At 59.7% G+C, this 24,917-nt stretch carries 15 protein-coding genes and 9 pseudogenes; 10 read left to right on the plus strand and 14 right to left on the minus strand.

The window, feature by feature from the left end:
- Positions 1-188: 188 nt before the first annotated feature.
- Positions 189-473: a helix-turn-helix transcriptional regulator gene (locus V5279_RS47010; RefSeq protein WP_414645696.1), complete on the minus strand. Its 285-nt coding sequence runs from the start codon at positions 471-473 to the stop codon at positions 189-191.
- 229 nt (positions 474-702) lie between these two features.
- On the minus strand, positions 703-1,026 hold the full coding sequence (locus V5279_RS07870) for a hypothetical protein (protein WP_166072267.1): 324 nt from the start codon (positions 1,024-1,026) through the stop codon (positions 703-705).
- A gap of 1,017 nt (positions 1,027-2,043) precedes the next feature.
- Here V5279_RS07870 and V5279_RS07875 point away from each other — a divergent pair.
- Positions 2,044-2,247 carry a hypothetical protein gene (locus V5279_RS07875; RefSeq protein ID WP_338701054.1) on the plus strand — a complete coding sequence of 68 codons (204 nt, stop codon included), beginning with the start codon at positions 2,044-2,046 and terminating at the stop codon, positions 2,245-2,247.
- On the opposite strand, the gene V5279_RS07880 is transcribed toward V5279_RS07875, so the two are convergent.
- Positions 2,190-3,506: an IS256 family transposase gene (locus V5279_RS07880; RefSeq protein WP_338696272.1), complete on the minus strand. Its 1,317-nt coding sequence runs from the start codon at positions 3,504-3,506 to the stop codon at positions 2,190-2,192. The two genes, V5279_RS07875 and V5279_RS07880, sit on opposite strands and share 58 nt — an antisense overlap.
- On the opposite strand from V5279_RS07880, the gene V5279_RS07885 reads away from it, so the two are divergent.
- Together V5279_RS07885 and V5279_RS07890 are read left to right on the plus strand one after the other, a co-directional pair.
- A complete protein-coding gene (locus tag V5279_RS07885) occupies positions 3,453-3,878 on the plus strand; it encodes an Lrp/AsnC family transcriptional regulator (RefSeq protein WP_338696274.1) in 426 nt (141 codons plus the stop codon). The two genes, V5279_RS07880 and V5279_RS07885, sit on opposite strands and share 54 nt — an antisense overlap.
- A gap of 500 nt (positions 3,879-4,378) precedes the next feature.
- Positions 4,379-5,026 (plus strand): FkbM family methyltransferase, encoded by a 648-nt coding sequence (locus tag V5279_RS07890; protein ID WP_176535211.1) that lies wholly within the window; start codon positions 4,379-4,381, stop codon positions 5,024-5,026.
- Between the two features lie 210 nt (positions 5,027-5,236).
- Here V5279_RS07890 and V5279_RS07895 read toward each other — a convergent pair whose 3' ends face one another.
- Entirely contained in the window at positions 5,237-5,419 is a 183-nt protein-coding gene (locus V5279_RS07895) for a hypothetical protein (protein WP_338696276.1), read from the minus strand.
- A 519-nt stretch (positions 5,420-5,938) separates the two neighbouring features.
- Positions 5,939-6,699, minus strand: a protein-coding gene (locus V5279_RS07900; protein ID WP_224944040.1) for an IS5 family transposase whose coding sequence is annotated in 2 segments (ribosomal slippage) — positions 5,939-6,370 and positions 6,373-6,699 — 759 coding nt in all. Because the reading frame shifts where the segments join, the coding sequence is not laid out codon by codon here.
- 154 nt (positions 6,700-6,853) lie between these two features.
- On the opposite strand from V5279_RS07900, the pseudogene V5279_RS07905 reads away from it, so the two are divergent.
- Together V5279_RS07905 and V5279_RS07910 are read left to right on the plus strand one after the other, a co-directional pair.
- Positions 6,854-7,620, plus strand: a pseudogene (locus tag V5279_RS07905) (IS5 family transposase).
- Positions 7,621-7,727: 107 nt separating this feature from the next.
- The gene (locus V5279_RS07910; RefSeq protein WP_176533523.1) at positions 7,728-8,075 is read left to right on the plus strand and encodes a helix-turn-helix domain-containing protein; all 348 of its coding nucleotides are present in this window, start codon (positions 7,728-7,730) and stop codon (positions 8,073-8,075) included.
- Positions 8,076-8,216: 141 nt separating this feature from the next.
- Here V5279_RS07910 and V5279_RS07915 read toward each other — a convergent pair whose 3' ends face one another.
- The 3 genes from V5279_RS07915 to V5279_RS07925 form a co-directional block, all read right to left on the minus strand.
- A complete protein-coding gene (locus tag V5279_RS07915; RefSeq protein ID WP_176533522.1) occupies positions 8,217-8,771 on the minus strand; it encodes a hypothetical protein in 555 nt (184 codons plus the stop codon).
- Positions 8,772-9,676: 905 nt separating this feature from the next.
- Positions 9,677-10,390, minus strand: a complete 714-nt coding sequence (locus V5279_RS07920; protein WP_224924238.1) for a carbonic anhydrase — start codon at positions 10,388-10,390, stop codon at positions 9,677-9,679.
- A gap of 34 nt (positions 10,391-10,424) precedes the next feature.
- The gene (locus tag V5279_RS07925; protein WP_231168571.1) at positions 10,425-11,138 is read right to left on the minus strand and encodes a thermonuclease family protein; all 714 of its coding nucleotides are present in this window, start codon (positions 11,136-11,138) and stop codon (positions 10,425-10,427) included.
- 981 nt (positions 11,139-12,119) lie between these two features.
- Between V5279_RS07925 and V5279_RS07930 the strand changes: the two are divergent.
- Positions 12,120-13,248, plus strand: a pseudogene (locus V5279_RS07930) (IS3 family transposase).
- Between the two features lie 639 nt (positions 13,249-13,887).
- On the opposite strand, the gene V5279_RS47015 reads toward V5279_RS07930, so the two are convergent.
- From V5279_RS47015 to V5279_RS07940, 3 genes and pseudogenes are all read right to left on the minus strand, one after another.
- Entirely contained in the window at positions 13,888-14,172 is a 285-nt protein-coding gene (locus V5279_RS47015; RefSeq protein ID WP_173640822.1) for a PAN domain-containing protein, read from the minus strand.
- Positions 14,173-14,729: 557 nt separating this feature from the next.
- A pseudogene (locus tag V5279_RS07935) lies at positions 14,730-16,005 on the minus strand (IS256 family transposase).
- A gap of 737 nt (positions 16,006-16,742) precedes the next feature.
- Positions 16,743-17,618 (minus strand): annotated as a pseudogene (locus V5279_RS07940) (IS3 family transposase); the annotation flags it as partial.
- 321 nt (positions 17,619-17,939) lie between these two features.
- Here V5279_RS07940 and V5279_RS47020 point away from each other — a divergent pair.
- Positions 17,940-18,221: pseudogene (locus tag V5279_RS47020) on the plus strand (IS110 family transposase); the annotation flags it as partial.
- Positions 18,181-19,026: pseudogene (locus V5279_RS07945) on the plus strand (transposase); the annotation flags it as partial. The pseudogenes V5279_RS47020 and V5279_RS07945, both read left to right, overlap by 41 nt.
- 204 nt (positions 19,027-19,230) lie before the next feature.
- On the opposite strand, the pseudogene V5279_RS07950 reads toward V5279_RS07945, so the two are convergent.
- Positions 19,231-19,491, minus strand: a pseudogene (locus V5279_RS07950) (transposase); the annotation flags it as partial.
- A gap of 53 nt (positions 19,492-19,544) precedes the next feature.
- Positions 19,545-19,928 (minus strand): Arm DNA-binding domain-containing protein, encoded by a 384-nt coding sequence (locus V5279_RS47025; protein WP_176533520.1) that lies wholly within the window; start codon positions 19,926-19,928, stop codon positions 19,545-19,547.
- Between the two features lie 151 nt (positions 19,929-20,079).
- Here V5279_RS47025 and V5279_RS07955 point away from each other — a divergent pair.
- A pseudogene (locus tag V5279_RS07955) lies at positions 20,080-20,324 on the plus strand (IS256 family transposase); the annotation flags it as partial.
- A gap of 239 nt (positions 20,325-20,563) precedes the next feature.
- Complete coding sequence (locus tag V5279_RS07960; protein WP_338696287.1) at positions 20,564-22,387, plus strand: hypothetical protein; 1,824 nt, start codon at positions 20,564-20,566, stop codon at positions 22,385-22,387.
- A 467-nt stretch (positions 22,388-22,854) separates the two neighbouring features.
- On the opposite strand, the pseudogene V5279_RS07965 reads toward V5279_RS07960, so the two are convergent.
- Positions 22,855-23,920, minus strand: a pseudogene (locus tag V5279_RS07965) (IS1380 family transposase); the annotation flags it as partial.
- Between the last annotated feature and the right edge of the window lie 997 nt (positions 23,921-24,917).

A 24,917-nucleotide genomic window follows, 5' to 3' on the forward strand; every position in this document is an offset into this window, starting at 1 on the left:
GGTCGGCCCGCATTGGCCCGATCCGTCGTCGACGCTCGCTCCACCCACGCCGATTCAACTGTGCTGCGGGAGTTCCTCCCTCGTGTATGGTGAAAGATGGCAACGCCTTGGCAATACGCGCCCTGGAGCAGCGTGTTCTCGCGTGTATTTGTGGGCTGAGAGAGCCATAAGCAACTTCAGTCGGCCCCCTATTTGCAAGCGGGCGATGCAGTCGGCAAAATGCGTTTCAGGCGCGCTCGATCTGACGATCGGTCCGTGCGCGGCGAGACGAACAGCTGCTGTGCGATTTGCGGGTTTGACGCGCCGGTTGCAACCAGATGCAACACTTGGATCTCTATGAGCGAGAGATCGTATGGCCACGAATCTGCTCCTCGGTGACCACGACCATGGTATGCTGGCAAGGTTGAGACGTGATGGCATTGGCCGCTGTCATCGCTCCACAGGAAGCGTCGCGGGGTCCAGGGCCTAAGCATTTCCGCGAGCAGTTTGCACCCCCGTCGCCCAGCTGTCGACCCGCTGCACGTGCCAGCAAGTTGAAAGCGGCGCCACTTGAAGAAATCACCAACGCAAACGAGTTAGGAGCCACGCCTTCTGCGAGTAGAGGGGGCGTTCTCAGCCGGTCGCAGACCTCGACCAGAATGGGACGAAATCGCTGAGTGATGTCCTTGGGCTCATCCGTTGCCCCCGCTGACGTAGTCCACTTCATTGGAAAGCACCGACGTAGCGGCAGTCCGACAACCGCAAGCACATCGTCGAGCCCTCGTGGAGGCCCGATGGAATGAGAAATTCGCGCGCCGTCAGAGTCTCGGGAAACCAAAGGGTCCAGTCTCGCTCACAATCGCGCCACCTGAGCGAGCGCGGATCATCCTGATGCGCAATGGTGAAGGCAGGATTGTCTTTGACGAAATCATCATTGATGTGATCGAGCAGCTTCTCGGAGTAACCGTCACTTGCGAGCGTCTGATGCAGATGAGTCTGCGATAGCGGATCCCAAGCACTCAAAGTAAAAGCGGAACACTGCACCAAGGTCCTATCAATCAGTTACGCCCGTGGATCGACGGATGCCGCATCCCACGGAACGATCACCGAGCTCTCTACAAGTGCTCTCACCGATTCCCCCCTTAAGATATCATTGCGGAAGAAGCCCGCCGGTCACGCTCGGTCGATGTTACGTTGCGTTTTGGGCGGCTGTCGCGCCGCCTTGTTGCTCTCAGCGCTCCTAGCGGCTCGTTGTTTTAGCCAGCTTACGACAGTTAATATTCGTTCGCGCCGGCTATTGGACTGCTCGGGGCCGTCAAAGGTTAGGTCGGTTGTCCGAGATGGGCTTTTCCACTAGCCCACCAGCTGTTCGACGACGTCCTCGCCAGGCGAATAGAGCGGGCGTTACACGCGCGCATTGGGCGAGACAAGCTGTTCGCTAGCGCAGTCCGTCTGTGCGGCGCTGCTACTGGCTTCGCAAAATCGGTCAACTGATGTATTGAAGCAAGGTGCGGCGCGTCCGAAGCTTGGTCATCGCAGCATTTTGGTCTCGCGATGTCTAAACCGGCGCTGCGGTGAAAAGGTCTGCGATAGAGCGCATCGTGTACGCAATGGGTGTGAAGGGAGATCAGCCGGGCAAGGCACGAAGAGACAACAATGCGCTACTGCTCTGAAACTCTCGGAATTAGCATCGTCAAACGATGCGCCGTCTGTAATGGTCAGTTCGGACTGGTCCGGTACTACTCATGGCGGACCTCTCTTTGTCCAAGGAAGTGCCTCGATCGCCTGCGCGCCCGCCGGCAAGCCGACCGTAGCTGGCTGAGCAAGCTCGTCGCTCGAGAATCAACAAAGCGATCGGGCGTGCGAGCCGAGCTGGTCTGACGCCCTACCGCTCCCCGCTTGAACGATCTGATTACGTATTGGAAGGGCAGGGCTCAAGCGAGGGGCCGGGTTTGGTCGTGGAAAAACCTGCTCGCCCGTTGATCCCGCCAGAACCATGAAACTTGACAGAACGGATGCCGCCTTCTTGACTTACTGCAAAGAAACAACCGTCTGAGCAGTGAAATACTCGGCGCGAAGGTCGGGTTGTCGGCCTCTGGCGTTCAGCGCCGACTGAAGCGCCTGCGAGCACTGCGCGTAATCGAAGCGGACGTCTCAATCATTTCTCCGAAAGCAATCGGACGAAACGTGACCCTGCTGGTTCTCGTGAGCTATCGCCAAATTTTGGTGACGGCGCGGCCGGTCAGGCGGCGGCGGGTTATGGGCTGACGGTCAGTCGGTTTGGCGATGACCTCGATCCCGTCGTTGAATGTCACACCGAGAACGAGTTTTGGCAACTGGTTGTGGCCATCGAGACGACGCCAGCTTTTCTGCGCGGCCTCAAGCAGTTTGAAGACCATCGCGAGCGCCGTTCTGTTGGACAGGCAGCCCTTCGATCGGATCGTGCGGTGGCGCACGGTAGCGAAGGTGCTTTCAATGGGGTTGGTGGTCCGCAGGTGTTTCCAGTGTTCGGCCGGGAAGTCGTAGAACGCCAGTAGCGTGTCCCGATCCTTGCTCAGGCAGTCGGCCGCCTTCTCGTATTTGGGCGTATAGCTCTCGATGAAGGCGTCGAACGCCAGCTCGGCGGCGGCCTTGGTTTCGGCCATCCAGATCTCCTGCAACGCGCGTTTGGCTTTAGGCTGCTGGCTCTTCGGCAACTTGGCGATCACGTTGGCGGTCTTGTGTACCCAGCAGCGCTGCTCGCGCGTTTTCGGCCAGACCTCGCCGGCGGCCTTCCAGAACCCGAGCGCGCCGTCGGCGATGGTGAGCCGCGGCGGCACGCCGAGCCCGCGCCGCTTCAGGTCGAGCAGCAGATCGCGCCAGTCCTGCGCGCTCTCGCGGGCGCCATCGGTGAAGCCGACCAGTTCCTTGCGGCCTTCCGGCGTCGCGCCGATCAGCACCAGGATGCAATGCTTTTCGTCTTCGAGGCGTGCTTGGAGATGGATGCCATCGGCCCAGATGTAGACGTAGCGCTTCGCCGACGGATCGCGCCTCTGCCACGCGGTGTGTTCGTCAAGCCAACCGTCCTTCAGACGGCCGCTGGCGGATGCCGACAACCCGGCAGCATCCTTGCCGAGCAGCGCCGCCAGAGCCTCGGAGAAGTCGCCGGTGGAGATACCCTTCAGGTAAAGGATCGGCAGCAGCGTCTCGATCGATTTCGAGCGGCGCATGTAGGGCGGCAGGATCGACGGAGAGAACCGGATGCGGTCGGGATCGGTAGCCTCCGCCTCGCGATCGCGTACACGCGGCTGGCGGACGCCGACCGGACCGATACCATCCATCACCTCGCGTTCCGGCAGGTGACCGTGGCGCACGACGCGCTGGTGGCCGTCCGCAGTCTTCAAATCGGCATGCTTGCCGAGAAAGTCCGCGACCTCGGCCTCGACCGCCTGGGCCAACAGAGCACTCGCCCCATTGCGCAAGATTTCGGTGAGTTGATCGTCGACGTTTCCTGGCTGAATCAACTTGATGATGTTATCTTTGGACACGGCATATCGCTCCTTCGGTGGAGAAGTGGAGGCGTCAAGCACCCCCACGATATGCCGCCTTCCCGATTCCCGCCGTCACCAACTTTCAGCGATAGCTCGGTTCTCGTCTCACTTCACCGGAATCGAGCCGACATCGTTGATCGCTTCAAGCGCACAATCTGCAAAATGACTGAGGTGATGAGCGGATTCTATGTCACCGGTCAGCCCCACTTCGTCCTGCTCGTTACCGCAGATAATCTGGAGGAGTACGAGAAATTTACCCGCCGCCTCTCTCATGAAGATCCGGACATAGAGCGCTTCGAAACCATGGTGGTTATGGATAGGGTCAAGGCAGGCTTTACCTTGCCAATTTCTTCGATCGCATGCTGGTGATCGCCCGATACCGTTCGAACGGAGGCCGGCGCTCGTTCAGTTCATCACAATTATCATCTATGCGGAGTGAACGTCGATCAGTAGCCTTTCCTGGAGCGGGCGCAGTCGCCCGTGGCCGCTCCCGGTACCTGGTGCCCGAAGGTGGTACCAAGACTGGTGACAATCAGACCACAATCCGTTCGGCGCGGGTCTTTATCGCCTTGCGAAGCCAGATCGCGATGCAGTGGTCAAAGGGCCACTCGCAAATCACCTATGTTACCGCGAAGATCGCATTCCAGATGGCGCCCTCGAGAGCACGCCGCGGCCCGCTTCGCAAGACAAGCCGGCAGTGGCGGCAGCATCATCCCTCGCCACGCTCGAGCGAAAGAGAGCGCCATCCGCGACCGCTCGCGCGCCGGCATATGAATTATATACGTTGATATACGTTGTGCTGGCATGTCTGACGTGTGATTGCGCGTCTAGGACAAAGTGTCAACGGAGTTCCAATGGAAAAACAACCCGTGTCTTGTGTGGACGTACATCAGCATATTCTGTCACTTCTTGGGATGTCCAATCCAGTGATCTTGGATATCGGCTGCAATGACGGAACCGATACGGCACATTTTCTCACCCTGTGCCCACAAGCTCAGCTTTACTGCTTTGAGCCGGACCCCCGAGCGATCGCGCGTTTCAAGAAGAAGCTCGGTCCAAATCTCGATAAGGTGAAGCTGCTTGAAATTGCGATCAGCGAACGAAACGGGACGATCGACTTCCATCCAAGCAATGCAGATGGAGATGCAAAGGAATGGGACCTCTCTGGCTCAATACGCCGCCCGAAGAACCATCTTACCGAGTATGATTGGGTTCGCTTCGACCGTCCCTTCTCGGTTGAAACTCGACGGCTCGACGATTGGTGCAGCGAAGCTGGACTGAACACGGTCGATTTCATCTGGATGGACGTTCAAGGAGCCGAGGCCGATGTCATCGCCGGTGGCGTGCAGACGTTAAGCAACACGCGCTTCATCTACACGGAATATAGCGATCGCGAGCTCTACGAGGGGCAGCTGTCCCTGCAAGCCATTCTCGACCTATTACCATCATTCGAAGTGGCGGCTCATTATCCCCGCGAAGTGGAGGGTGACGTATTGCTGAAAAATACGCAATTCTAGCTGCCATATCCGGCAGCCCCGTTCGTCGGTGAAAGAGCTTGCCCCAGATTTATGTAGCACATTGTTGTGTAACAGCGATGGATCGGGCAAGCGGGCTCGTTGCCTCGCTCGCGGCATGTCCTTTGACGTTCTCGGTTGTTGCCGTTGCACGGGCTTACGGACGGGAGATGCATAAGACTCCCGTGATAATTGCTGAGTTGCTGATAATCGCTATTTTGATATATCGGCGCGGTGAGTGACGTCCCGGATAGCCGCGCGAGCCGTTTCAGATGCTTGAATCAGCTCCATCAGCCGGCGCTCATACTGTTTAAGCGTCTGAACGGTTGCTGCATGCTCTGGGCCTCTAGGAAGCTGCTGCGCTGATTCGAACAACTGCCAAAGCAGCTGCATCATGTCGCGTAGTTCCTTGAGCCTCGCCAGTTTTGTCACCCGGTCAACCTTGCTCTAATTGCTCCAATGCGAAGACGGGCTGAAGCATCGGCGTTCGATCCGATCAACACCGCAGATAGGAAGACGTGAGATCGGTAAAAAGGGTCGTTTTTCCCCGCCGGATGCAGTTGGTCGCACGATTGTCTCCGTTGGTTAGCTTCTTTCTCGCGGTTTTTTCAGTCCTGCCGTCTCGCTCATGATCCTGGCGGGAACCATTCAGTCTGCTGTACAGAGGCAAATGTTGCGTGAGGGTTTTGCAACGACCGTGCCATCAGCTCGATCTAGCCTACGGATCTGAGAATACTAGGTTCGTGGTTGTTGCGGATCCGACATCGCCTCGGCGCCCGGCCTGTCAGTGTCCATACAGCATCAATGAATTCCAAGCACCGGCTTTGGCTCTGAGCGTTGTGTTGCGACGCGTGCAATACGCGCTGTGGTCCTTGGCGCCGGAAAGCTCGCTTACAGCTGCTCTAGGATCCGGACTCAATTGATCCACCAAGTGATCGCGGCGGCCAGCAGGATTGCAGACAGGAAGATGTCTGCGCGCTTGTCGTATCTGGTTGCGATCCGGCGGAAGTCCTTGAGACGGCAGAACATCCGCTCGATGACGTTGCGGCCTTTGTAGGCGACCTTATCGTAGAGATGCGGATGCTTGCGGGTCGGATTTGGCGGGATCACGGCCTTGATGCGGCGTGCGGCTAGTTCGTTGCGTAGGCTCCTGGCGTCGTAGGCTCGATCAGCCAGCAGACGGCGCGGGGTACGAACCATGCCGATCAAGCCGCGTGCACCGACCAGGTCGTGGGTGTTGCCAGGGGTGATCAGGAAGGCAAGCGGACGGCCGATATCGTCGGTCAGCGCGTGGATTTTGGTGGTCTGCCCGCCGCGCGAGCGGCCGATCGCGTTGTTGAAGGCCCCCCTTTTGCGCCGGCCGCGGAGCGATGGGCTTTGATGTAACTGGAATCCACCGACATCGATCCGTACATGCCGGTCGATCCGGTCAGGGCGTAAAAAATATCCGTCCAAATCCCCTGTCGGCTCCAGCGGTTGAAGCGGTTGTAGACCGTTGTGTAGGGGCCGTAGACTTCCGGGCAATCGCGCCAGCGCGAACCAGATTTCAGCATGTGCACAATGCCGCTGATCACGCGTCTATCATCGACCCGATGCGCTCCCTTGCGCCCTCGTGGCAACAACGGCTCAATCCGCCGCCATTCCGCATCGCTGAGCCAGTAGACCTGCTTTGCCATTCAAGCCTCCCTTGCGCTGAGAAGCTTGAATCACAGTCCAATTCCAGATGGAATCCCTATTGAGTACAAACCCTAGGTGGTGTGGACTCTAAGGATTCCCTTTTAGGAGCAAATCAGATTCAAGGCTGCTTTTGGGGAGGCCGCCTTGGGTGTGATGGACCGTTTGGTATTGAGCGACGCGGCGTGGGAGCGGATAGCGCCGCTGATCATAGGGCGCCCCGATCAGAAGGGCTCCACCGGGCGCGACAACCGGATGTTCGTGGAAGGTGTGCTGTGGATCGTGCGTACGGGGTCTCCCTGGCGCGATCTTCCGGAGGTGTTTGGGGACTGGAACAGCGTGTTCCGGCGCTTCAGTCGATGGAGCATCAAGGGTGTTTGGTGGCGGATCTTCGAGGCGATGTCCGATGATCCGGACTTCGAATATCTGATCGTCGATTCCACCATCGTTCGGGCGCATCAGCACGCCGCCGGCGCCAAAAAGGGGGGTCTGAAGATCAAGCGGAAGATCAAGCGATCGGCCGCTCGCGCGGCGGCCTGAGCACCAAGATACATATGGCCGTTCGAGGCTTGGGATGTCCGGTGCGGTTCAAGCTCACCGCAGGTCAGAAGGGCGATGCACCGCAAGCCGCCGCATTGATCGAAGGCTTATCCGCCGAGGTCGTCATGGCCGATACGGCCTATGACGCCGATCACTTGCGCCAAGCCATCGCCGCCAAAGGCGCGCTCGCCGTGATCCCCAACAACCCGTCACGTGCGCTCAAATATCCACTCGACAAGCATTTCTATGCCCAGCGTCATCTCGTCGAATGCTGCTTCTCAAAGCTCAAGCAGTTCCGCCGCGTTGCAACCCGCTTCGAAAAGACCGCCCGAAATTACCTGGCCGTCGTCACTCTCGCAGCCATCGTCTTATGGATGCGATAAGTGTCCACACCACCTAGAGCGGGGTGGGTCAAGCTTGAATCGATTTGGGATTCCCAAATCGGAAGGCTTCTGATTCAACATGCTGGCTGGGAAGGAGGCCAGCATGGATGGGACGAGCCTATTCGGACGACCTTCGTGAGCGGGTGGTGAGAGCTGTCATCAAAGGTGGCCTGTCGCGGCATCAGGCAGCGGCTCAATTTGGGGTGGCCATCAGCACGGCGATCAACTGGGTACAGCGCTTCCACGAGACCGGTAGCGTCAAGCCAGACCAGATCGGGGGCTATCGGCCAAAGAAGATTGCGGGGCCGCACCGCGAAATGGCTGGCAAGCAATCCGATCGGGCGCCCCCTCGGATTGTCCATACAGGACACCATGAAACGGTCGCGAAGTGCGAGGCCGAGCAGATCGAAGGCCTTCCTCCCGAACAAAAGACGGACGCGCGCGTCGGCCGCTAGCTGACAGGGGCGGGAACACACCGTCAGCCGACCCGGTTGCCGATCAAGATCGCCAAATTCTCTGATGTGATGCGCCGGTCCGTCGTGTCGGTTACACACGCAAGCTGCGCGTGCGGCGCAGCGGGGAGCGCCAAATCCAAACTATCGAGGCGGCGCCAAGCAGGCTGCTCGCAAGCGACGTAATGCGTAAGCCTGTTGCCGCAGCGACTGCGCCACCGGCCAGCGCACCCAATGACGCCAGTCCCCACACCACGCTGCGGATGCTCGCATTGGCCCGGCCTTGCAAGCGTTGCGCGACCAACGCGTATCGAAGGGGAACCTGCTGCACATTGTAGATACCTTGGCCGACAGAATGAATTGGGAGAGCGAAACGCATGCCACCGCGGCCCACCGGGGTTCGGTGATCAGGGTGGCCAAACTCATGCCCACGGTGCTCACGGCCAAACCGACCATTAACACCGGGCCGATGCCGATTGCCCGGCCGGCCGAGGGCGAGCTAGCCGCGCCGACCACACCACCAAGCGCGCCGATTCCGAGCACCACGCTGACGATCCGGCTGTCGAACTCGAGATCCTTGGTCAGATGCAACAGAAAGGCTGCAGAATATGCGCTATGGCAAAAGATGAACGTGGCGGTGGCTAAAGTGACCGCCCTCAAGATCGGATTGCCGAACACGCCCGCCAGCCCCTCAGCCACTTGGCAGAGTACCGCGCACGAGGCGGCTGTTGAGCGCCCAGCGGACCGCGTCGGCAACGGAATCGTCGCCAGTGTTGCCGCCACCGGCTCCGAGCCAAGCGCAAGAGCGGCCTCATCAAGCCGCCCGCCGCTGACGGCCCTCCGGTCGGCTCCGCCTCCCCCGTCCCGTCAGCAGCGGAGCCAACCTTCAACCGAGATCATAATCCCGATGGTGGGGGCAGTTCTTTATGACGCAAAGGGGGCAGTTCCGGATGGCGACACATGGTGACGTTGGAGCCCAGCAGCGAAATGGTCTGGCCGACCAGCAGCGCAAGATAGCTGCGCGGCAACCCGCCAATCGCGGCGGAACAGTTCCGGCGACTCACGCGTCGCCAGACGGGCTTGCAAGCGGTAAATAGCCGAGGCGGACCAGCTCACTTCCGGCGATCTGCTCGAACAACGGGATCACTCTGCCAAGCGCATAGACGAACTGCTGGCTTGGGAGTGGCAGCCTCAAAGCATCGCTCAGGCCGCTTAAGCACGATCAACGGAGAATTTGGATCGATGGCATAGCGGATCGCCAGCGTCGAGAAAATTCTGCTGGGCTCGCTGGTGCGGAGGCTGAGCTCAAATCCCAGCGCGATCTTCCGCTCGAGCCAACTCTGTGAGCCAGGACGAACTAACGAGACATCCAGGTTGTCGGCCGGGCCAAGAATCTCTCTTGGTGCTGGCCGCGTGTCGCCAGAATAAGTACAAGGATTACAACGAGAATTAAGAGCCCGCGCATACCTGAGCTATCCGAAGCTGTACTAGAATTGTTGACGATATCCAGGGCACTTGCGGCGGCGGATGAATGAGCGAATGTCGTCCGAGGTCGCTGTTGAGCCAGTTAGGACGAGGCCGCCGCGCATGGCGGCCGCCATCCATTAGCTCAGCAGATCGACTCTGCCCGTATCAAGCCTGTAAAGGCCCCCGACAACCATCAGTCTGTTCTGCTCAACTGCCCGGTTTAGAACCGGTCCCGCCAATCTGAGTTTATTGACGTTATCGATTACATTTTGCCGGGTCGCATTGGCGAACGTGTCGCCGCCTTGCTGCCGAGATTCCTTAACCACAGGTGCAAGTGCGGCGACGAGCGATGGAATATGTCCCAGCGGCGGCTTGTCGTCGTTGAGCGCCTTGATCGTGGCGTCTACTGCGCCGCAATGATCGTGACCAAGTACCACAATTAATGGCGTGTTCAGCACGGCCACGGCATACTCCATGCTGGCGAGCGTGTCCTCGTTGACGAAATTTCCGGCGAGTCGGCAGACGAACAGATCACCAAGTCCGCTGTCGAAGGCCAGTTCTGGCGCAATACGAGAATCAGCGCAGCCCAGAACCGCGGCATATGGATTTTGCCCACCGACCAAAACCCGGCGCTCGCGTTTGAAATCGTGGCCTTGGGAAGCGCCCTGGACGTAGCGATCATTGCCTTCCATTAGCCGCTTCAGCGCAGCACCTGGAGAGAGCAGATTATCCGGCTTCGGCCGCAGTTTTGATTCCTTCGCCTCGACGATATGGTCGGCAAGCAGCATGCCGACAGCCGACATAGTGAACAGCAACAGAGAACGGCGCGAAGGTTCGATCGAATGGCTCATGCTCGAAGAATCTGCTTGCATGTGTGGTGGCACCCTATCGCGCGGCTTTACGCCATCCCAAGGCGGTCGCTTCCGATTCGCTGCAAAGCCAACGTTCACCTAAGTTCTTCGTCATATCGATTTGTTCGTAACTGTTTTGCCCGGGCAAGTGGTAAATGCGCTCGCCCTTACGGCCCACGGTGCCCTTTATCAGACACTCCTGTGAGGGAGGGTCGGTCAGCAAAGCGGATCCGAGCAGGAGTTCTTGAACGTCTGAGGGCACCGAGCTTGCGCCAATAATGATCGTCGACTGGTTGCGATGGCGCCAATCCCAAGGTGCAATGAACGCCCCGGACCAGATGCCCGCATAGGCATTGCTCGCAACAACCTCATAGATGGCATAGCTTGCTGCGGAGCGTGCCGATAATAGCGCCCATCCCGAGCGTACCATCCACGCGTTCACATCCTCGCCTGCGATGAAGCAGTTGCCAAGCGACCTCCTGTACACATCTACCCCTGTGGTATGGCAATCCCAGGTTCGCCCGTTCGAATGCTTGATGAGCTCATCGCGAGCAGCTATGCCACAAGCCCATTTCTGGCCATGGGCGTCGAGGCAGATCTGATCAGTCTCTGGCGCCTCGATGCCCGAGAGCCGGATTTTGGTCTGCTCGATTTCGATCGTGTTGCCGTCGAGAATGCGGGGAGCGCCGCTGAGTGTCGCCGCGCAAACCGGAGATGCGATGATAGCGAGCAATGCGGCCATCATCATGCGTTGTTTCATATCTGACAACCTTTCGTTCTTGGTCCATGGGCCCAGACACACGTACAATCGGTCACCGCTACATTCGACCGCTTGATCACACATCTTTGCCATCTGGCCTGTGCATCGTCCGAGGTTTGCTTTGTCGTTCGTGATTCTCACCCTACGTCCTGACGCAACGTGAGGTTCAAGCAATTTCGTCTGGTGTGGGCGTTGCTGCTGTGACCTGGCTCACCCCGTCCAGCCTCGGCCGTAACGGTGATGCTCGGGCTTCAAACGTCTCGTTGGATATTCAACAGCTGATCCAGCCTCTGCTCAGGCCGATCAGATCAGCTGCCAAAATTGCAGCGGGAACGGCGGCTTCCTGCCGTGCGGCATACTGCTGATCGCGAATAGCGCCATTGCGGGGTCTGCGACTTAGTCCCGATTTGACCAGCGCGTTGGGAGGCCACTGGATAACCTCCAGTTCGAGCGGCGCGCTGCCTGGTTCATTCGAGCGCCGTTATCGATGCGAGCCAAAGGCGCTCGGTTGGGAGTCAGGAAAGCGCCCTGGAGTATTAATGCGATCTGGAGTTCGTTTTTTGGGAGCCTCGGCAGTTGCGCTTGTCCCAAGTGGTAAGACGATTCGGCAGAACTTGAGCCGGCGGTGCAGCGGTGCTGGTCCGGAGGGTGCATTGGCGAACACGTCGGCGGTAATTGCTGCGGACATGCTGAAATAATTCCTACAGTCCGTCGATCCGGCGACGCCGTCATATCCCTGTGTTCGCGGCGGTTTGCCACATCGGCTACTCATCACGGCAGGTCCGGCGTGTTGTCCTACTAAAGGACAGCGACTTGACACGCACAGGCCGTGGTGGCCGGGGAAGCAACGTTTTCGAAGCATGAAACCCTGGCGGGCGGTTAGAGCTGGCTCCGCAAATTCGGACAGTAGCTTGAGTGGATTTTCTGCCTGAGAGCGGCGAGGATTCTTGCCGCGAAACAGGAGCGAAGATGACGAAGAGGAGTCGCCGGACGCATTCTCCGGCATTCAAGGCAAAGGTGGCTTTGGTGGCCGTGAAGGGGGAGAAGACATTGGCCGAGCTGGCGCAACTGTTTGATGTCCATCCGAACCAGATCACGACCTGGAAGTCCCAACTCCTGGCAGGCGCCGCCGGAGTGTTTGGGCAGGACAACGGACCGGCCGAGGCGCCGGTCGATTTGAAGCGTTACATGCCAAGATCGGCGAGCTTGCGTTGGAGAACGATTTTTTGTCCGGCGCGCTCACCAAGGCGGGCCTGCTGAGCGCAAAGCGATGATCGACCGCGACCATGATCTGTCTGTCGTGCGCCAGGCGAAGGTCCTGAACCTTGCCCGCAGTACGGTTTACTATGAACCTCGGCCGGTTTCGGCCGAGGACTTGTCTTGATGCGCCGGCTCGATGAGCTGTTACCTCGATTATCCCTTCGCAGGGGGGCGCATGCTGCGATCGCTGTTGCAGCGTGAGGGCATGCAGGTTGGCGGCCGCCACGTCGCGACGCTGATGAAGCGCATGGGGATCGAGGCGATCTATCGCCGTCCGAACACGAGCAAGCCCGCACCGGGCCACAAGATCTACCCGTACCTATTGCGCGGATTGAAGATCGAGCGGCCGAACCAGGTCTGGGCAATGGGCATCAGCTACATTCCGATGCGACGTGGATTCGTTTACCTCGCGGCGGTCGTCGATGTGTTCAGCCGAAGGGTATTGGTCCATCGCGTATCGATCACGATGGAGACGATATTCTGCGTCGAAGCGCTCCAGGAGGCGTTGGCGAAGCACGGCAGGCCCGAGATCTTCAACACGGATCAGGGTAGCCAGTTCACCAGCCTCGACTTCACCGGCGTGCTGCTGGACGCGAACATCGCCATCAGCATGGACGGCAAGGGTGCCTGGCGCGACAACGTGTTCGTCGAGCGGCTGTGGCGCACTGTCAAATACGAGGAAGTCTATCTGCGTGCTTACGACAGCGTGCTCGAGGCGCGAGCATCGATTTCCAAATATCTGGCGTTCTACAATCGAGGACGTCCTCACTCGAGACTTGACGAACGCACGCCCGACGAGGCTTACTTCGGCACGCAAACGATGGTGACGGCCGCATGATCGTCGCCAACGATTTTGCTGCGGATCTGGTCGAGCTTACGCCCTCCCGGCAGGAATCCACTTAATTTTCGCGGGGCCCTGTCCAAACAACCGGGACCAGCTCTAACCTCCACGATTCGAAATCCCTGTCCCATGCCTTCCTGAATGGCGTGACGATCGGGAACTCGGCGTTTCTGGATGCCGATCTTGATCAATGTGAATTCGGCGATACCATCACGCTCGAACAGGTCTGCCTAGTAAGTGGCGCGCGTCCCACGCGGGTATTCGATCTCGTGCGCGCGATCGAAGTAGAATGCGCAAATTTCAGCGGTTGGTTGAAAAAAACTGCGACTCGAATTCATTTCCAACATTGTGCGTTTGATGGCATCGGAGCGAACCATAGCACCAAGCTCCCTTGTCTACATTGAGGGTGTTCTTTCAGCGCTGGGCTCAACGCTCCTCGAGGACGGTGACCCGCAGGCAATCCTTTCGGCTTTTATTACCGTGCGCAACGCCCTGTTCGACCGGGTGAACGAGATATTGCTGGCCAAGTCCAGCTCGGTCGGCGCCACCGAGAAGATTGTGCTTGATAAGGCGACAGACCAGCCATCTCAACCTTGCAATGTTCCGCTCGCCAATTCATGCAAGCTGCTACGGGGCTTACCTGTGGCCGGACACGCAGCAGAAATTGTCCGTTGGTGCCGGCGCCGCGTTCTTCAACCAACAGCGCGGAGTTTCACCTTGCCAGCCACTGCGGGCGAAGGTCCACGCCGCGCAGCCCGAATTGGCCCAGCACGCACCCTGGCAGTTCTCAGGAACGCTGTTCGGCGGCAGAGAGAAGCTGCTGATATCGGAGCCTAACCGGTCCTTCCCATACTCGATGGACTGGGCGAGGGCCGTAGCGCTAAGGAGAGCTAGCGCCAAAGCGACGAGGGGAGCTTTCATCTCATTAATCCTCCTAGCAGATCGTCATGATGGCGACATAAGCAATCGGTAGCCGCATATGCTCACTCTCCCTCATAGTCCGGGATATCTTGGATCTGGCCATTGTGGCGGTTCAGTCCCTGCCACGCGCCGCTAACTTCAGCGGTCGGTCCTGCAAGCAAAACTAACCGGTTGGCTCCGGAAAGCCCGAGATAATGGAGAATTATATCTCGAAAGGTCCCACGCCCGCACCTACCAAGACTGGTTGGCTTCATGGACGCGTGGATCAGTCGCCTCAGCCTTGGCCGCAAAGCAGCTAGCCCTCGCAGGCCGAACGCGACCGGCGCGATCTACACTGGGGCAGCCTGCGCGGACGCGACTCGGCGCCGGGAAACATGCGAACCGACGCTGTCCCTATCACGCGCAGTTAACTTCAGTGACCAGCTTTACTGTCATGAGTGTTGGCTGCTCTTTAAAAATTGGCATCGCTTTATTCGGGAGAAAGGCCAACCGTATGGAACGAGGGGATGTCCCGATCGGTGTTGAACTACGTCGGGCCGACGTTGCCGGAATGAATGTTACGCGGCCCTCGAGACGTGGGCAACGGGCTTGATCGTCATGCGATCGTGGCGAGCTTGAAGGGCCGCACGCAGAACCGACAATTGCTTATGCGCCTTCAATCGTCGGAAGCCCTTGTTGGCTTCGCTCATGCCGGCCGCGACCCATCGCAAGGCCATACCGGCATCCCGCCAGCGTTTGACGTTGCGCGTGACGCGGCGAATGGTGCCCATCATGTTCTCGGCGATGTTGGTCCAGGCGAGCGATCGACGAAGCTCCTTCGGCAGCTTCAGCCGGACGACAGTCAGGATTTCGTCGAGGCCTTCGAGGATGCTGGCCGCTACGCCGGGCCATTGCTGGTCGAGTCGACGCGCAAGATTGCGGATCAATTTTTCAGCCTTGTCGGCGTCATTGAGCTCCCAGGCCTGGCGCAGCACCCGACGGGTGGCCGCATGATGCTCTTTCGGCAGGCGTTCCATGATGTTGCGTGCCTTGTGGATCTGGCAGCGCTGGATCGCAGCGGCCGAACCGAAGGTGCGGCGGATCGCCTTCGACAACGGTTTCGCGCCGTCGGCGATGAACAGTCCTGGCACCGTCGGGTCGAGCCCGCGCGAGACCAGGTTGTCCAGCAGGGCCTGAACCGTTGCGGCATTCTCGGTCGCCCCTTCCACCAGCGCCAGCGGATGCTTGTTGCCTTCGCCGTCAACTCCGATTGCGGCGACCAGCACGAGATCGTCGCCGAGATGCAGCCCGTCGATTTGGACCACCAGAAGGTCGAGCGTGGACAGATCGGCAGCCATGAAGTCAGCCAGCCGCGTCGCCGACAGCGCTACGAACCTCCGCGAGGCCGCCGACTTCGAAACCCCCGATCCGGGCGGTGCCGGCACGTCACCCTCGGGCAGTCGGACAGCACGGCCGAACCGGAGCGTCGACACATTGATCAGCATCAGGTTCATCGCCCCGCGACCGAGCCAATCCTCCTGACGCCGCCGTTTCCCAGCTCGGGATCGTGACCTCGCCGCCATCCACGCCCCGGACCCGCGGGCGCTCGACCTCGATCTTGCCGCCGTGGAAACCTATCCGTCCCCGCGTTCGACCCCAACGGTGCGCCCGCCGCGCCGCGTCGCGACCGTGGCGCGGCCCGCAGGCCGCCACAACATCCGCCTCCATCGTCGTGCCGAGCGCCTCCATCCCTGCCGCAAGGCAGAACCGATCGAAGCTCGCCCGCACTTCTGCAAACGCTTCGTCCACCGCCCCGGTCGCCGACGAACCAGCCGGTTTGATATCTCTCGTCATGGCGTTGCTCTCCTTTATGGAATCAGCACCCCGAGCCTACCGGCTCAAGGTGGGCAACGCCGACCTCTTCAGAAATTCAACAGAACCCGGGACATCCCCCGGAACGACCCGAAAGCCGTTAATTCCAGAATGCCGGCGGGTTAACGTAGCCGTTAAGGGAACGTTCAGCGCGCGCGGCGTCCGCGAAGTGCTCGGCGCCTGTCCATCGTCGGCGCGTGCGCGTGGGAACTGAGGCCGAAACCTTTCGGCCAAAACGAAACCGCGCCGGCCGGAGCACTGAAGCGGATAACGTGGGGCATTAGCGTTCCTTTCGCGTTGCGCACAATCGCGCGTGTTCAGAAATCGAGCGGCGACGAGCGAAAATGCCCAATTGCAACCCTTCTCCACTGTAGCAGGTGTTCTGACGCGTGATCGTTTATGATGGCGCAATCAACAGAGTTGTCGAACGGAACGTTCCGCCCATAAAAAGCGAGCCAAGGTGCTTGTTGCGGACAATTCATGTGTTGTGATCACCCTGTTCAAGAGCGCCCTGACAGCCTTTTGCGAAACCAAGCCGAAGTCGGCCAAGGCGCAAGAAGCAGGCTGTGATGAAATTATGTCCGCACGAGCCGCAATCGCCTTTGGCAGTACAAGCGCGAGTCTCCTTTGCGTAACCGTGTGGAAATACGTCAGAGCCTGAGCTGGCTCCGGTTGTCTGAACAGATTTTCCGCGTCGATAAGTGGAGTCTCTGCCATGGTTAGGCTGCCAAGCGGAGTGGCAGCGGGTTGAAGTAGGCTTGATCGGGGGTGACGCCGTCAAGGCTCGAATGCGGGCGCCGACCGTTGTAGAAGTCGAGGTATCGGCCGATCGACGCGAGGGCCTCGCTGACGCTGTCATAGGCCCGCAGATACACCTCCTCGTATTTGACGCTGCGCCATAGCCGTTCGACAAACACGTTGTCTCGCCAGGCTCCCTTGCCGTCCATGCTGATCGCAATGCCGTTGTCGGCGAGCACGCCGGTAAAAGCCTGTCCGGTGAACTGCGAGCCCTGATCCGTATTGAAGACGTCCGGCTTGCCGTGACGAGCCAGGGCATCCTGAAGCGTCTCGACACAGGACGTCGCCTCCATGGTGATCGATACGCGCCACGACAGCACGCGGCGGCTGAACCAGTCGAGCACAACCGCCAGATAAACGAAGCCGCGGGCCATCGGGATGTAGGTGATGTCCATCGCCCACACCTGGTTCGGCCGCGTGATCTCCATTCCGCGCAGCAGGTACGGGTAGATCTTGTGGCCCGGCTCGGGCTTTGTCGTGCGTGGACGGCGACAGAGCGCTTCTATCCCCATCCGCCGCATCAACGTCTTCACATGCCGACGGCCGATCTTGCACCCATCGGCAGCCAGCAGCCCTCGCAACATGCGAGAGCCGGCAAAAGGGAACTCCAGATGCAGCCGGTCGAGGCGCTGCATGATCGCAAGGTCGGCGTCCGGCACCGGCCGCGGCAGGTAGTACACGCTGCCGCGGCCGATGTTCAAAGCCTCCGCTTGCCTGGTGATCGACAGCTCGTGCTCACGGTCGATCATCGCTTTGCGCTCAGCAATCCCGCCTTGGTGAGCGCTCCTTCTAAAAAACTATGCGCGGCGCTGCGCTCCCCCTGTGGGATAGAAACGGACCGGCGCTAGATTGCCGACCGGGAGGGAGCGGCCGATACGATTTTGGTGGCACGTGACCCCGTCAAAAAACCTGGTCCATGGGTTGTCGCGCACTTGAGAGTGGTGACGCCATCCGGCGATCCCGTTTAGGAATCTGACGGATAGCGCAGCCCAGCCCTTCCGCCGCCGTCAGCAGGAGGATTAGAGATGAACCCCAAAAGATCGAAGTCGAGGAACGGAGGTAAGATGCAGATGGTGCACCCGGACGCGGCTGCCATCGACGTCGGAGCGACTATGCACATGGCTGCCGTGAGGGCAGATCGCGCACCGGAGCCAGTCCGCAGCTTCGGTACCTTCACGGCTGATCTGCATCGGCTAGTCGACTGGTTTACTGAATGCGGCGTCGAGACTGTCGTCATGGAATCGACCAGCGTCTACTGGATTCCGATCTTCGAGCTTCTCGATGCCCGGGGATTTAACGTGTTTCTTGTCAACGCGCGCGATGCCAAGCACGTGCCGGGGCGCAAGACCGATGTCAGCGATGCGCAATGGCTGCAGCGGCTCCATTCATTCGGGTTTGCGGGCCAGCTTTCGGCCCAAAGGGCAGATTGCCGAGCTGAGAGCCTACGTGCGTCAGCGCGAGCGTCTGCTGGAGTACGCGGCCTCACACATCCAGCATATGCAGAAGGCCTTGACGGAGATGAATCTTCAGCTGCACCACGTCGTCACCGACATCACCGGCGTGACCGGCCTGCGTATCATACGAGCGATCCTTGCCGGCGAGCGCGATCCTGAGGCGCTGGCGTGCTTGCGCCATTATAGTTGCCGCTCCAGCGCCGAGACGATCGCGAAGGTGCTCACCGGAAGCTACCGCGCCGAGCATCTGTTTGCGCTCGAGCAGGCACTTGCGCTTTACGACGCCTACCACGAGAAGGCATCTGCCTGCGACGCCCGAATTGAAGCCGTGTTGAAGGAACTGAGCTTCCATCGCGGTCATGGCCACGGATCAGCGCCGCAGGTCTCGCGGCGTCGGAATCGAACCGATCAGGCGAACGCTCCAGCTTTCGACGTCCGCGAGGCGCTGTTCGCGTTGCTCGGAAAGGACCTCACCGCGATCGACGGCCTCGGTCCTTACCTCTCGCTGAAGCTGATCGCTGAATGCGGCGACGACCTCTCCTCGTGGCCAAGTGCAAAGCATTTTACCTCCTGGCTGGGACTGGCGCCGAGCAACAAGGTCTCCGGCGGCAAAATGCTCTCGTCCCGAACGCGCCGATCCGGCGGCCGAGCGGCGGCACTTCTGCGCCTTGCTGCCGTGACCGTGGGGCGTACAGACACTGCGCTCGGCGCCTTTTATAGACGGCTCTCAGCACGCATCGGCAAGGCCAAGGCCGTGACCGCCACGGCCCGGAAGATCGCAGTTCTGTTCTACAATGCTGTGCGATACGGAATGGACTATGTCGATCCCAAGGCCTCGTCCTACGAGACGCGTTACCGGACGCGAGTGGTCAACAATTTGCATCGGCGTGCCAAGCCATTCGGCTTTGTTCTCCATCCCTTGGAGCCGAAAAGTAGATGCTGCCGTTTCTTAGGAATCGTTCTCCAGCGTCAGTTCGCCGATCTTGGCGTGCAGCGACTTCACATCGATGGCTGCTTGTTCCGCTCCGGAGCCGCCGCCGGGACCGAACGCATCGGCGGCCTTGCTTTCAAGCTGAGCCTTCCACGCCGTGATCTGATTGGGGTGGACGTCGAACTGCTCGGCAAGCTGAGCCAGCGTTCGATCGCCCTTCACGGCGGCGAGCGCCACCTTCGCCTTGAAGGCCGGCGTGTGGTTCCGGCGTGTTCTTCTGCTCATTGTCGCTCCTGATTCGCAGGCACGGCGTGCCCGCTGTCAGGCAGAAACTCCACTTATCGCCCTGTGCAGAATTCCGGGGCCGGCTCTGTTGAGCAGGCCCTTATAGCCAGAGACGGTGCTCTACGCCGCGCCTTGGCGTTCTCCTCCAGGAGCAGCGTGACGGCCTCTGAGTACGTGATCGACTGCGGGCGCACCTTCCCAAGCGTGAACTCTGCAAGCAGCCGCTTGGCTTCCGTCCGAGCTTGGGAGAGGGAAATCGTGGGGAAACGGCCGATCGTAATGAGCGAGTTCTTGCGGTTGAGGACGAATGTCTTGGAGCCGCCCTGCGACACACGAAAGCCAAAGCTCGGAAGCTTATCGTCCCAATAGCAAATCTGGCCCTTGGGAGGCGGCGATATGCTCCGGAGGCCAACATCAGAAAACGCCATCTTAGCCATCGGCTAGCCATTACCAACGAGGGGAGTGGAGCGGCGATCTATGATGCACCAAGGCGGTAATTCTTCAATAGAATTAAAAAAGGTAGCGGTCGCTATGGCGCAGTATGTTTTAGGATGTAGATGCGAAAATTAGGAATCATAATCCTGGGGTCGGGGGACCAATCCCATTGAAAGCACCTTCGCCACCGTGCGCCACCACACGATCCGATCGAAGGGCTGCCTGTCCAACACGACCGCGCTAGCTTCTTCAAATTGCTTGAGGGCGCACAGAAAAGCTGGCGACGGCTCGACGGACACAACCAGTTGCCAAAACTCGTTCTCGGTGTGACATTCAACGACGGGATCGAGGTCATCGCCAAGCCGACCGACCGTCAGCCCGCAACCGCCGCCGCCTGACCGGCCCGGTCGTCACCAAAAATTGGCGATAGCTCATTGCGGGCTTCTGCTAGCGTGGCGCCCGAAACCCTCAGAACTTACTGAACATCAAGGCTGCGGTGAGATATTTCCTCACCAACGACGCGCACGCGGCAGATAACTGCATTGTCCGGCTCGGCTACGGCCCCTTGGCCATGTCAGGTTCTCGAAAGCTTGCTCGAGTAGGAGGCCTGCTCAAGGTGATCAGACATGAGGTTAGCGTGGACCGTCAAAATTTTGACCCATTTAATGTACCGGCTTGGTTACAGGTGCAGCACGCTGTCTCGGAAGAGCCCCAGACGGACCAGGCCGGGCAAGACGGCTTTGAGCAACACTTGGCCGAGGCAAACCAGACCGATTCTGCTCCCGTCGCCAGTGAGGGACGAGACAACCAGTTTTACCCCCATCTGTCTGAAGAAGACCGGGACATTATCGATAGGGCGATTACTCAGTATGCGACTCAGAAAAATCCACAACCGAGCACGATTAAGTTTTATACTCAGGCACTTCGTCGATTGGGGAATGATCTCCGCGCTCGTGGCCAAACGACTGATCTAAGGGACCACCGGTCCCTGCTCGATCACGTAAATACCTACTTTCCGAGAGACGTAAACATGAAGACAGGGGTGGGCGTCCTTCGCGCGTATCACGATTCCGGCCATATCGTTTCTCGCGGGCGGCCGCGCACGATCCCCTCAGCGAAAGACGCGTCTAGCGAAGGCCAGCCGTTCTGGGACGAGCCGATGGGTGCACTCGCCAGGAGCAACGTCCTGCCAAGCGAGGAGGTCCTCATCAACTTTGAGCAGGAGACAGCTCAGTCGAGAGCAGTGAAGAGGCCGAGGAAGCTAAATAACTCGCAAACGGTTGTAATTGAGCGGCAGCCGACCGAGATCGCGACTTCAGGAGAGGGGGGTGGAGCAATGCCAGCGGCCTCGGCGCTGCAGCCGGCTGAGTCAACGGGAATTGTCGGGCAGAGGGACGAGCAGCCTCTTTATCCGGAGGATGCTCCAGATATCTTGAGGCTTAAGGACGCCCTCATCGAAGGCGGGATGACCTCCGCCGCGGCGAAGCAATATGTAAGCTGTCTTCTTGGCTTTAGCCGTTGGCTGTTCGCAAAAAACAGACCGAGCATCGTTGCTCGGATGGACAGCAAGTCGCTGAGCGACGGCGGTGACATACACGAGTTCGCCGGAGAGGGTACGAAGAAGAAACTCCTTGCAGCATTAGGGCATCTCCGCACCCTTCGGTCAACTGGTGCGCCGATCGTACGCCCAGGGCGCGCTCGCGCCAACCACAATCCTCCTCCCCCGAACGTGGTCCTCACTAATCCCGAAAGCACGGCACTGGTTGGTCCGAGGCGCCTCGACGATGCCGCCGCGCAGCGCAACGCGCCGCACGAAGCTGATGGTCGGCTAGAAGAGCTTCAGGAACAACAGGATGATCAACCCGCGCCGTCGGTTTTCGGCCAAGAGCTCGCCGCGTTTGATCCAGAGCAGCTTCCTCAGGAGCAGCTTCGGCGAGTGCTGGATCATCTGGATGATAAACGCATTCCTTCGCCACTCTCCGTCGTTCCAGAGGAGCTTCAGCGACTGGAAAAGGACCTCCATGAGGAGCTTCACGGACGACGGGACAACCATCCCGCGCCTTCGTTCTCAGTTGATCCTGAAGAGTTCACTTTCAATCCAGAGCTGTTCGCCCCAGGGGAGCTTCGGCGACTGCTTGGTGATGAATCCGCCTCGGAGCTTGAGGGAGGGCGTGATGATCAATCGGCTCACCCGTCGGTTTCCGTCCAGAGGCAGGTCGCGTTCGATCCAGAGCAGCTTACTCCGGAGCAGCTTCGGCGAGTGCTGGATCATCTGGATGATCAACCCATTCCTTCGCCAGTCTCCGTCGCTCCAGAGGAGCTTCAGCGACTGGAAAAGGACCTCCATGAGGAGCTTCACGGACGACGGGACAACCACCCCGCGCCTTCGTTCTCAATTGATCCAGAAGAGTTTACTTTCAATCCAGAGCTATTCTCTTCAGGGGAGCTTTGGCGACGATGAATCCGCAGAGCAGGAAGGGTGAGATGATCACCCCGCCCCGTCCGCTTTGGTCCAGGGGGATGTCGCATTCGATGCAGAGCAGAGCTCTCAGGAGGGAGCTAGGGCAAGTGCTGGATCATCTGGATGACCATCCCCCTCGCCAGTCTCCGTCCTCTCAAAGCGGCTTCCCGGTCGCATCGTTCCCGGGGAACCAAAGGCGGCGTCCCGTTTCGGGATCACTTCCAGTCGGCGCGCCGTCAAATCCGACGCGAGCGTGGTATCGCTCCAGCGTAGGCCGCCTTGCGCGGTGTGGTGCTTAGCCCGTCCTATTCGTGAGAGTGCGTTTCTTTTAGTCCGATTGATGTGGCCGCACATCTGCTCTGACGAGGCGCGCGGGATTGCCTTCGGCCTTTCACCGCCTGACGACCGGTACTTTGCAACGCGCTTGAGGGATGGGGTGGGCGAACGGGGGGTGGACGCCCCGCCGGTCAAGGACCGAGCGGCAGCAGCGCGCCTGGCAAGCCGCGGATCAGGTCGGCTTCGGGACATGCCGCGGCAAACGCAAGGCGAATGCGGCTCGTGGTCTCGACGACACGGGCAGCGAGTTTCAAGAGACGAAGACGCAGCGTCGCGAACTCGGCTGTGGCCAATTCCCGGGCTTTGGGAATCGCGTCGCGCACGGTCAGCATCAGCCAATAAGCGGCGGTGTGGAGAACGAGGCGGACTTGATTGGCGAGCGCCGAACGGCAGCTGGTGCGATCGGAGGCGAGCTGCGTCTTATGCAGCTTGATCAGATTCTCGGCTTGGCCGCGCGCGCAATACAGGCTGTCGTAGATCCACTCGGCCGAGCCGACATCGAGGCTGGTGACGACGAAACGGATGTCGAGGCCGAGCATCGTCGCCTCAGTACGGGCGACGGTACGTCGTTCGCGATCCCAGGACTTTGCCTTGTGGCGCGTCTCGGTATAGCCACGCAGAACCGGCAGGTTCTCGATGGCGCGTCGCGTGCGGATGCCGTCGGCGGCCTCGTCGACTTTTCTGGCGAGCGGCTTGGTGCCGGACAGACCGAAGATGTAGTCGATGCCGTTGGTCTCGCACCACGCCATTGCCTCCGGCCGGGCATAGCGCCCGTCGCCACGGAACGTAATTCGCGTGTTGTGCCACCGCGTCCGGATATGCCGTATCAGGCGGCGCAGATGGGCACGCACCTCGACGCCGCCCGGCGTCTTGCCGGGCCGCAGCACGACCGCCACGGGCCGGCGCTTCTCCGTGTCGTAGACGTGGATCGGCAGGAAGCAGCGTTCGTCATAATGAGCGTTGAACAGCGAGAGCTGCTGATGGCCGTGGACGACATCGCAGGTATCATCGATGTCGAGCGTGACGGATGCCGGCTCGCGCGGGTAGCTATCCATCCATGCGTCGAAGGCGCGGAGCATTCTCCAGCCGCGACAGCGTCGGTTGGGAACACAGATCGCGACCCGTGTCCGGCAGCCGTCCGCAGGCCAGCTTGAATGCGGGATCGGACCGCAGATGATCGAGGTCGTCGGCGTCCTCGCCCACATCGCCGACCTTCCGCATCGCGTCTGCACGAACTGCTGCCCTAGGAATGGAAGCTCCTGCACCAAGCCGACAAGCCCGGCGATCAGCAGGCTGCCTGACCTTCACACGCTATCATAGAGCTCGCCGTGCCCGCGCGCATGCGTTAATCAGGCGGCCTTCGTCGTTTTACGATTGCCCACATCTTTTGCGGTGCACTGAGCCGAAAACTTGAGTCGCCAGAATCGCTAGTGATTCTTTGATGTACCAACCGCTGGTACATGCCGATTCCGAGGCCCAGAAAATTGGAACTATGCCTCATGATATTTGGATTCATGGCATGATAATTGGAACCATGTCGGCAGCGCCTTTGAGGTAGGCGATCGAGGGGTAGGCCTTTCCCTTAACCGGCGCTCCAGTCACCGGCACGCCCCTTCTGCGGGGGCATCCCACAACGCTCCGAGAGTGTGGGCGCGGATGGGCCTTTTCGTGACGGGTTGAAGGCTGGGAGAAAGCCTCCCGGCGCCGTCGCGGAGCCCCCTGCGATGTCCAGCGAAACCATACGGCCTTGCCAACGCCAACCGGACGAGCCTTTAGCCTGCCCTGTTCTCCCTCTCTTCGAGGCATCTGAGAGCCCGTTGGTATTCAAATTCGCACCATGCAAGCTCGAAAGGTTCCATCAGTGTCTCTACCCACGCCTCGGCAAAGGCTGCCATTCCGACGAAAAACAGAATCCGCGACCTCCTGACTGACTATCGTTGACGTCGCCGGCGAAGTCGAATGAGATGTCCGCCACGGCCAGCTACATATGCAGCTAAGAGGATCGCCATCAGCGCTTCAATTGGACCTTGGTAAGCGTTAGGCAACTCAAGGAAGGCTCGGAACGATACGAAGGTTTATGGCGATCCGTTCGCCTGGCACGCCTAACAACTTCCACGTATCCAACGGCTGGCCGAGCAGCGAAATCGACCGCGCTTATGCGAGGAACCACCCGCCTGACGGCCTCAGCTTGCCG

It is taken from the genome of Bradyrhizobium sp. 26S5, from assembly GCF_036923295.1.
GTDB classification, from domain to species: Bacteria; Pseudomonadota; Alphaproteobacteria; order Rhizobiales; family Xanthobacteraceae; genus Bradyrhizobium; species Bradyrhizobium septentrionale.

Excerpts from the sequence above, each read along its gene's own strand:
- V5279_RS47010 (WP_414645696.1), bottom strand. The coding sequence starts at position 473 with ATGCTTAGGCCCTGGACCCCGCGACGCTTCCTGTGGAGCGATGACAGC.
- V5279_RS07895 (WP_338696276.1), bottom strand. The coding sequence starts at position 5,419 with ATGATGCAGCTGCTTTGGCAGTTGTTCGAATCAGCGCAGCAGCTTCCT.
- V5279_RS07910 (WP_176533523.1), top strand. The coding sequence starts at position 7,728 with ATGGGACGAGCCTATTCGGACGACCTTCGTGAGCGGGTGGTGAGAGCT.
- V5279_RS07920 (WP_224924238.1), bottom strand. The coding sequence starts at position 10,390 with ATGAGCCATTCGATCGAACCTTCGCGCCGTTCTCTGTTGCTGTTCACT.
- V5279_RS07925 (WP_231168571.1), bottom strand. The coding sequence starts at position 11,138 with ATGATGATGGCCGCATTGCTCGCTATCATCGCATCTCCGGTTTGCGCG.
- V5279_RS47015 (WP_173640822.1), bottom strand. The coding sequence starts at position 14,172 with ATGAAAGCTCCCCTCGTCGCTTTGGCGCTAGCTCTCCTTAGCGCTACG.
- V5279_RS47025 (WP_176533520.1), bottom strand. The coding sequence starts at position 19,928 with ATGGCTAAGATGGCGTTTTCTGATGTTGGCCTCCGGAGCATATCGCCG.